At 70.5% G+C, this 7,750-nt stretch carries 5 protein-coding genes; 2 read left to right on the top strand and 3 right to left on the bottom strand.

Annotated elements, in window-relative coordinates:
- Positions 1-343: 343 nt before the first annotated feature.
- Complete coding sequence (locus GGQ91_RS27840; protein WP_182593307.1) at positions 344-2,368, top strand: peptidoglycan DD-metalloendopeptidase family protein; 2,025 nt, start codon at positions 344-346, stop codon at positions 2,366-2,368.
- A 9-nt stretch (positions 2,369-2,377) separates the two neighbouring features.
- Here the strand turns inward: GGQ91_RS27840 and gluQRS are convergent, their stop codons facing one another.
- Genes gluQRS through GGQ91_RS27825 form a run of 3 tightly spaced genes read right to left on the bottom strand, consistent with a single transcriptional unit; the run spans position 2,378 to position 5,650 of the window.
- On the bottom strand, positions 2,378-3,316 hold the full coding sequence (gluQRS, locus tag GGQ91_RS27835; protein WP_182593306.1) for a tRNA glutamyl-Q(34) synthetase GluQRS: 939 nt from the start codon (positions 3,314-3,316) through the stop codon (positions 2,378-2,380).
- Positions 3,292-3,573 carry a hypothetical protein gene (locus GGQ91_RS27830; protein WP_182593305.1) on the bottom strand — a complete coding sequence of 94 codons (282 nt, stop codon included), beginning with the start codon at positions 3,571-3,573 and terminating at the stop codon, positions 3,292-3,294. Before GGQ91_RS27830 ends, gluQRS begins: the two co-directional genes overlap by 25 nt.
- Positions 3,574-3,619: 46 nt before the next feature.
- Positions 3,620-5,650, bottom strand: coding sequence for an ATP-binding protein (locus tag GGQ91_RS27825; RefSeq protein WP_182593304.1), 2,031 nt, complete (start codon positions 5,648-5,650; stop codon positions 3,620-3,622).
- A gap of 198 nt (positions 5,651-5,848) precedes the next feature.
- On the opposite strand from GGQ91_RS27825, the gene GGQ91_RS27820 reads away from it, so the two are divergent.
- On the top strand, positions 5,849-7,492 hold the full coding sequence (locus GGQ91_RS27820) for a GMC oxidoreductase (RefSeq protein ID WP_182593303.1): 1,644 nt from the start codon (positions 5,849-5,851) through the stop codon (positions 7,490-7,492).
- The last annotated feature ends 258 nt before the right edge of the window (positions 7,493-7,750 follow it).

Here is a 7,750-nt window from a genome sequence, read left to right as displayed (position 1 = left end):
GCTAAACCCGCCGGCCAATCCCGCCGCTTGTCAGAAGATGCCTCAGCGCCCGGTCCACTTCCGCGGCCGGCGCCGATGAGCCGGGGTATAGGCCCTGGAGTTCGGCCCGTCAACCGGCGTTTCGCGATTCCGTTCCGAACCGCCGCGTTGTCCCGCTCGCCGGACTTGTCCAACATGTCGGCGTCCTCCAACGGTCAGGGGTCAAGGCGCCTCAATCTCGACACGCTGGGCCGTGAGATGAGTTCACCGGGACAGATGCCGCTTCCGGCATCATCAGATTCGGCTTCAGCGCCTCGAGTCCTGCGAGGACGCCCGTTCGCCGTTGTGTTTTCAGGGCCTTCGAGTGAAGCGCGAGCGACTCAAGATCGGCGATGTGGCCGCCCTCTCCCCGGCGCGTGGAGTTCAGGCGCCCCTCGATCATCTCGGCGCAACGGCGACCCAGATCGACCGTCGCGCCGTCAACCTGCGTTGGCTCTGCGCCAGCAGCCTCACCGGCCTGACCGGGGCCGGCCTGATCGCGGCGGCCCTCCATGTTTCCCTTCAGGGGGACGTGTCCTTCGCGGCCATTCCCGAGAAGGCGACGGTCTTGCCGCGACCGCAGCCGAGCGAAAGCGGCGCCAATATCGCCCGGAAGGGTGACCGACTGATCCGCAACCTGATGATCGCGTCGGCCAAGCAGAGTTTCCGGGCGCCCGTCACGGTTCGCCTTGGGGATCGCGAGATCATCAAGGCCAAGGCGTTCGTACGGCTCACCACACCCCTGTCGATGACGACGGGCGTTTACGCGAGCGAGCCCCCCCGCTTCGATCCGATGAAGTTCGTATCCGACGAGCCGTTGGAGCGTGCCCCCGAAGCCTCTGCCGATGCCCCCGGCGCCGAGGTCACCGTGGTGAAGCGCGATCTGGCTGAGGCCGCCGTCGACCCCAACGCACCCGCACTCACCGACGACGACGTCACCGCGCAGGTGGAGGAGGAGCGCCGCATCGCCGCCGAGGCGGGCCGTCGTGCCGCGATCCCGATCGCCCCGCAGATCATGCTGTCGCGCACGCTTCAGCAGGGCGCGACGGGGGATGGTGACAGCACGGCGCCGAAGGATGCCAACCCGTTCAAGGCGATCGAGGTGCTGGTCGTTCCCGAGAACGTCACGAAGGTCGCCAAGGTCGAGCTCAAGCCCAATGAAGCGCCCCTCGTCGAAGAGCGCGACCTCGCGCTGAAGCGCGGCGAGACCCTGGAATCGACCCTCAAGGCCATCGGCTTCGCCAGCGACGACGCAATCCGCGGCATCGTCGCGGCGCTCGGCGGCAAGGCCCGCACGGCCGCTCTCAACGAGGGCCAGCCGATGCGCGTGCAGATCGCGCCGGGCCCTCATCCCGGCGATCCGCGCCAGGTGACCCGCGTCGTGCTCTATGGCGAGAACGGCATCGAGGGCATCGCCGCCCTGAACGATCGCGGCGCCTTCGTCTCGGTGGCGCCGCCCTCCGAGGAATCCCCTTCCCCCAAGCCGCAGGCTCAGGCTGAGCCCGGCGAAGACGAGGATGCGGATTCCGGCTCGGGGCCGCGGCTGTATCAGAGCCTCTACGAGACGGCCGCGCGCCACGACCTGCCGCGAGCCGCCGTCGAGGATATCGTCCGGGTGTTCAGCTACGACCTGGACTTCCAGCGCCGCATCAGCAGCGGCGACGGGCTCGACGTGTTCTACAGCACCGACGACGATGCCAGCGCCGACCGTCCGGACCTTCTCTACGCGGCGCTGACGCTCGGTGGCGAGACCCGCAAGGTCTACCGCTTCCAATCCCCGGATGACGGGACGATCGACTATCTCGACGAGCAGGGCCGCTCGCTGAAGAAATTCCTGCTGCGCAAGCCCATCGCCGACGGGATCATGCGCTCCGGTTTCGGCTACCGGCGCCATCCGGTCCTGGGTTATGCCAAGCTTCACACCGGCGTCGACTGGTCCAATCCGATCGGCACCCCGATCATGGCAGCCGGCAACGGCGTGGTGATCCGCTCCGAGATGACCTCGGGCTACGGCAACCGGGTCGAGATCCAGCATGTCAACGGCTACGTGACGACCTACAACCACATGTCACGGTTCGGCCGCGGCATCCGGGAGGGCGTCAAGGTCCGGCAAGGGCAGGTCGTGGGCTATGTCGGCTCGACCGGCCTGTCGACCGGCGCCCATCTTCACTACGAGGTGATCATCAACGGCCACTTCGTCGATCCGATGAAGATCCGTGTCCCGCGTGGCCGGGAGCTCGACGGGCGCCTGCTCGCCGAGTTCAAGCGTCAGCGGGAGCAGATCGACGCCACCATGCAGAAGTCGAAGAGCGCCACCGCCATCGCCCAGCGCGATGCGGCGGTGCGCTGAGGCGATCGCTCAGGCGAAGCCGAGCCGGGCGCGGATGTCCCCGGGGGTCTGGCCGGCTTGCCGAAGGTCGGCGAGGGATTGCGAGCCGCGCGACTTGGACAGCTTCTCGCCCTCAGCGTCGTGCAGCAGCGGGTGGTGGTGGTAGCGCGGCGTCGGCAGGCCGAGCAGCGCTTGCAGGAGCACGTGCAGGTCGGTGGCGGCCTCCAGGTCGCGGCCGCGAACCACATGGGTGATCCCCTCGGCGGCATCGTCGTGAACCACCGCGAGATGGTAGCTTGTCGGCACGTCGCGGCGCGCGATCACCGTATCGCCCCAGCGCCCCGGATCGGCCGCGATCCAGCGCTCGCCCGCCTCGTCGAAGGCGACGTAGCCGAGCGTCGAGCCGGCGCTGCGCAGGGCGGCCGCCATGTCGAGACGCCAGGTATGCGGATCGCCCCTGGCGAGACGGTCCGCCACGGACACGGGGGACTCGTGCCGGCAGGTGCCGGGATAAAGCGGCACGCCATCCGGATCGCAGGGGAACTCGCCCGCAGACGCGATCCGCGCCCGGATCTGCCCGCGCGAGCAGAAGCAGGGATAGGCGAGCCCGCGGCCGACGAGCCCGTCGAGGGCCGTCCGGTAGGCATCCATATACCGGGACTGACGCCGCACCGGCTCGGGATAGCTCAGCCCGAGCCAGGCGAGGTCCGAGACGATCCCGTCGATGAAGTCCGGCTTCGAGCGCGCGGGATCGATGTCCTCGATCCGCAGGCGGCAGAGGCCGCCCAGCCGGATGGCGAACTGCGCGTTGAGAAGCGCCGAGTAGGCGTGGCCGAGGTGCAGGCGTCCGTTCGGGCTCGGCGCGAAACGGAGGACCGGCCCTCCCGTACTTCTGAGCCGCTCCGCCGAGGCGCCCGGATCGGCCGGTCTGCGCGGGTGCGGCGTCAGCCCTCGCGGCGGCGGAGGCATTGCAGCGCGCCGGGCTGGCAGGCGAAGCCGGGGAGCGAGCAGGCCGGGCCGTCTGCGAGCCGCTGACAAACCTTGCAGCCGTCGCTCCATTCGAGGCAGGCCGGATCCTCGGCCGCCGAGCGCAGCGGTGCTGGGTGACGGGCGGGCGCCAGGGCGCCGACGAGCACGGTGGCGATCACGAGGACCGCGATGCCCCAGGCGGCAAGCGCGCCGCTCGACGAGCGCGGTGCGGGCGGCAGAGGGCTGGTTGTCGACATGGGCGTCCTGTTGGCGCGGGACTCGCCCGCCTGTCAACGCGCGCCCTCAGGCCGCACGCGCGGATTGGCGCTCCAGCAGCGGGGGGAGCAGCTTCAGATTGAGCGGCTTGGCCAGGAACCCGTCGAAGCCGGCCGCCCGGGCGGCGATCTCGTCCTCGCGGCCCGCATTGGCGGTCAGTGCGACGAGATGGAGCCGGTGCGCGCAGCCCGATTCGGCCGCGCGGATCCGCCGGGCGGTCTCGTGCCCGTCGAGGCGCGGCATCCGCACGTCGATCAGCGCCAGGTCGAAGGGGCCGTCCGACTCAAACCGCTCGAGGGCCTCGACGCCGTCGGCCGCATGGACCACCGTGGCGCCGAGCCGTTCCAGCGCCCGGGTCGCCAGCAGGGCGTTGATCGGGTTGTCCTCGGCCAGCAGGACCCGAAGGTGGCTGCCGGTATGCGAGGGGGCCTCGGGCGGGGCGGCTGCGGCCTCGACCGGGCCCGTCGATGCGTGAAGGCGCTCGAACAGGGAGCGCGGGCGGACCGGTTTGATCAGGTAGCCGTCGAAGCCCGCCGCACCGGGCGCCCCGAAGCCGCGCCGGTCGAACGGCGAGAGGAGCACGAGGCTCGTGCGAACCCCGCAGGCCCGCGCCGCATCGGCGATCTGCCGCACGGCACCGTCGCCCAGCGCCCGGTCGGCCAGCACCACGTCGAAGGCGGCGCTCGACAGGGCGTCGAGGCCCGACTCGAGGCTGTCGACGATCACGGTGGCGGCTCCGGCCCGGGACAGGCTGCGGGCGAGGTACGGCGCCTGGAACGGCGAGTCGGCGACGATCAGACAGCGTCGCGCGGAGAGCGGCGGCAATGGGACCCGTCCGCCGTCATCGATGCCGGCCACCTCGGCCAGCGGCAACAGGACCCGGAAGGTCGAACCCCGCCCGAGGCGCGACTCCGCCTCGATCCGGCCGCCCATGCGGGTCACCAGACGCCGCGTGATGGCGAGACCCAGACCGGTGCCTTCATGGCTGCGGCTCGCGCTGCCGTCGCCCTGCTCGAACTCCTCGAACAGGATCGGCAGTCTCTCCTCCGGGATGCCTGGGCCGGTATCGGCCACGGCGAGCACGACCTCGCCGCCGGCTGCGGTCCGCACGAAGCTCAGGCTGACGCCGACGCCGCCCCGCTCGGTGAACTTGATGGCATTGCCCGCGAGATTGATCAGGATCTGCCGCACCCGGTCGACGTCGCCCAGAACGGCGGCCGGAAAGTCCTCGGTCACGTCGAGGGCGATCTCGATCCCCTTGTCCTGCGCGCGGGGCGCGAGCAGCTCGACGACGCCCTCGGAGAGGGCCGGCAGGTCGAAGGGCTCGGCCGCGAGGTCGAGGCGCCCGGCCTCGATCCGCGAGAAGTCGAGGACCCCGTCGATCAGGCCGAGCAGCGCTTGGCCGCTGGTGCGCACCGCCTCCACGTAGGTGCGCTGCTCGGGGTTCAGCTCGGTTCCGAGCACGAGGTCGGCCATGCCCAGGATGCCGTTGAGCGGCGTCCGCATCTCGTGGCTCACCGTCGCCAGGAAGCGGGATTTCGCGACGCTGGCCGCCTCTGCGCGCTCCAGGGCCGCGTCGCGGCTGCGGATCGCCTCGACCCGGGCGGTGACGTCCCGGCCCGCGCGCAGCCAGTGCGTCGCGTCGCCGTGCGCCACTGGCATCTCCACGAAGGCGAACCAGCGCGCCCGCCCGTCCGCCGCCCGGACCTGCGCCTCCAGGCGGCGGACCCCGTCCGGCCCGATCTCCACGGCGTTGCGGTCGAGGATCTCGAGATCGTCCTGAGAGCCGATCAGCGCGATCGGCTCGCGGCCGAGCAGGCGGGCGAAATCCTCGTTGGCGTAGGTGATGCGCCCGCGGGCATCGCGCTGGACGATGATCTCGGTGGTGGCGGCCACCAGGGCGCGATAGCGGTCCTCGCTCTCGCTGATCCGCCAGATGCGGTCCTGCAGCCGCTCGGTCTCGCGCTCGGCGCGCCGCGTTCCGCGCACGCGCCAGAGGCCGAGGCCCAGCGCGGCCGCTGTCAGGAGCGCCAGGACAGGCGCCATCATGTCGATCATTCCGGCCTCCCCGGCTTCAGGCCGGTCCGCCGCAGGATCGCAGCCGAAGCTGAAGGCCGCGTTGGGAAAGGCGCTTAACCGCCGGTTGCAGACTTCGCGGAGCCCGGGACGCGGCGCGCGCTTCACGGAACCGTGAGGTGATCCGAAAAGCGGCTCGCGAGTTGCCTGCCAGGACGCAGGTCCGGACGGAGACGCGACATGCCCGGTGAGCACTACGACGTCATCATTGTCGGGTCCGGTCCCGGCGGCGGCACGATGGCGTGGCGCCTCGCCCAGACGGGCAAGCGGATCCTGCTGATCGAGCGCGGCGACTACCTGCTGCGGGAGCCGCGGAACTGGGACAGTCAGGCGGTGATCGTCGACGGCTACTACCAGGCCAAGGAGACGTGGTACTCCTCCGACGGCAAAAACTTCCATCCTGGCCTTCACTACTATGTCGGCGGGAACTCGAAGTTCTACGGTTCGATCCTCTTCCGCCTCCGCGAGAAGGACTTCTCCGAGATCCGCCACCAGGACGGCGTCGCGCCGGCCTGGCCCGTCGGCTACGACGTCTTCGAGCCGTACTATCAGGCGGCCGAGGAGCTGTTCCACGTCCACGGGCTGCGCGGCGAGGACCCGACCGAGCCCTGGTCGACGAAGCCCTACGCCCATCCGCCGGTGGCGCACGAGCCGCGGATCCAGGAGCTGTTCGACAACCTGAAGCGGGCCGGCCACCACCCGTTCCACCTGCCGGTGGGCGTGCGGCTGGTGGAGAAGGACGGCCGCGCGGTGCCGACCTCGCCCTGCATCAAGTGCGAATCCTTCGACGGATTCCCCTGCCCCACCAACGGCAAGTCCGATGCCCAGACCATGGTGGTGGACCCGGCCCTGCGGGACTGCCCGAACCTGACGCTGCTCACCCGCACCTATGTCGAGCGCCTCGTCACCGACCCCTCCGGCCGCACCGTCACGGGCATCGTCGGCGCGCGCGACGGCGCGCCCTTCGAGGCCTCGGCCGACCTCGTCGTGGTGGCCTGCGGCGCCCTCTCCTCGGCGCTGCTGCTGCTGCGCTCCGCCAGCGACCGACACCCGAACGGCCTCGCCAACGGGTCGGACCAGGTCGGGCGCAACTACATGCGCCACAACAACTCGACGGTGCTGGCGATCTCGAAGGTCCCGAACCCGACCCGATTCCAGAAGACGCTCGGCCTCAACGACTTCTACTTCGGCGATCCGGACCCGAAGGACGGCTGGGAGTTCCCCCTCGGCCACATCCAGATGGTCGGCAAATCGGACGGGGCCCAGATCCACGGCGAGGGCCTGCCGGGCTTCCTGCAATGGTTCCCCGACAAGCCCTTCGACTGGATCGCCAAGCACTCCGTCGATTTCTGGCTGACCTCGGAGGACGTGCCGCTCCCGCAGAACCGGATCTTCTACAAGGACGGCAAGGTCCATCTCGACCTCACCGAGACGAACGTCGAGGCGCACAAGCGGCTCCGGCAGAAGCTGCGCGAGATCTGCAGCTTCACCGACATCCACCCGCACCTGTTCGACCGCTCGCTCTATCTCGGCAAGAACGTCCCGATCGGCGGGACGGCCCACCAGGCGGGGACCCTGCGGTTCGGCGAGGATCCGAAGACGTCGGTGCTCGATCCGAACTGCAAGGCGCACGAGTTGGACAACCTCTACGTGACCGATGCCAGCTTCTTCCCGTCGATCGGCGCCGTGAACCCGACGCTGACTATCATCGCCAACGCCCTGCGGGTCGCCGATCATCTCGTCGCCCGGATGGGGGCCCGGGACGCGATCGCGCCGCCCCGGCTCTTCGATCACACCGAGCCGCGGGAGCCGCTGCCCGCCTGAGGATCGGCGGGGCGCGGAACACCGCTCCCGCCCGGCGCCGCATCCTGAAGCACCCGCGCCGGCGGGCCTCGAAGGCGGCTTCCAGGACGCGCGCGACCTGTGGAGGGCTCTCCCGAGGTCGCCGCGCTCCGGCACCTCGGGATGCGGGGCCGGCTTCGGATGTGCGTCATCGTCCCCGCGCGCCGGTGGCGCCGGGGGCATGGCCCGGGAGCGAACACGAGGGACGCGGGACGCCGCGGGAACCCAGGTGTCGGCCAA

It is taken from the genome of Methylobacterium fujisawaense (genome assembly GCF_014138435.1).
Taxonomy (GTDB): Bacteria; Pseudomonadota; Alphaproteobacteria; order Rhizobiales; family Beijerinckiaceae; genus Methylobacterium; species Methylobacterium fujisawaense.
The sequence above is the reverse complement of the archived record's forward strand: the minus strand, read 5'-3'. Positions and strand labels throughout refer to the sequence as shown.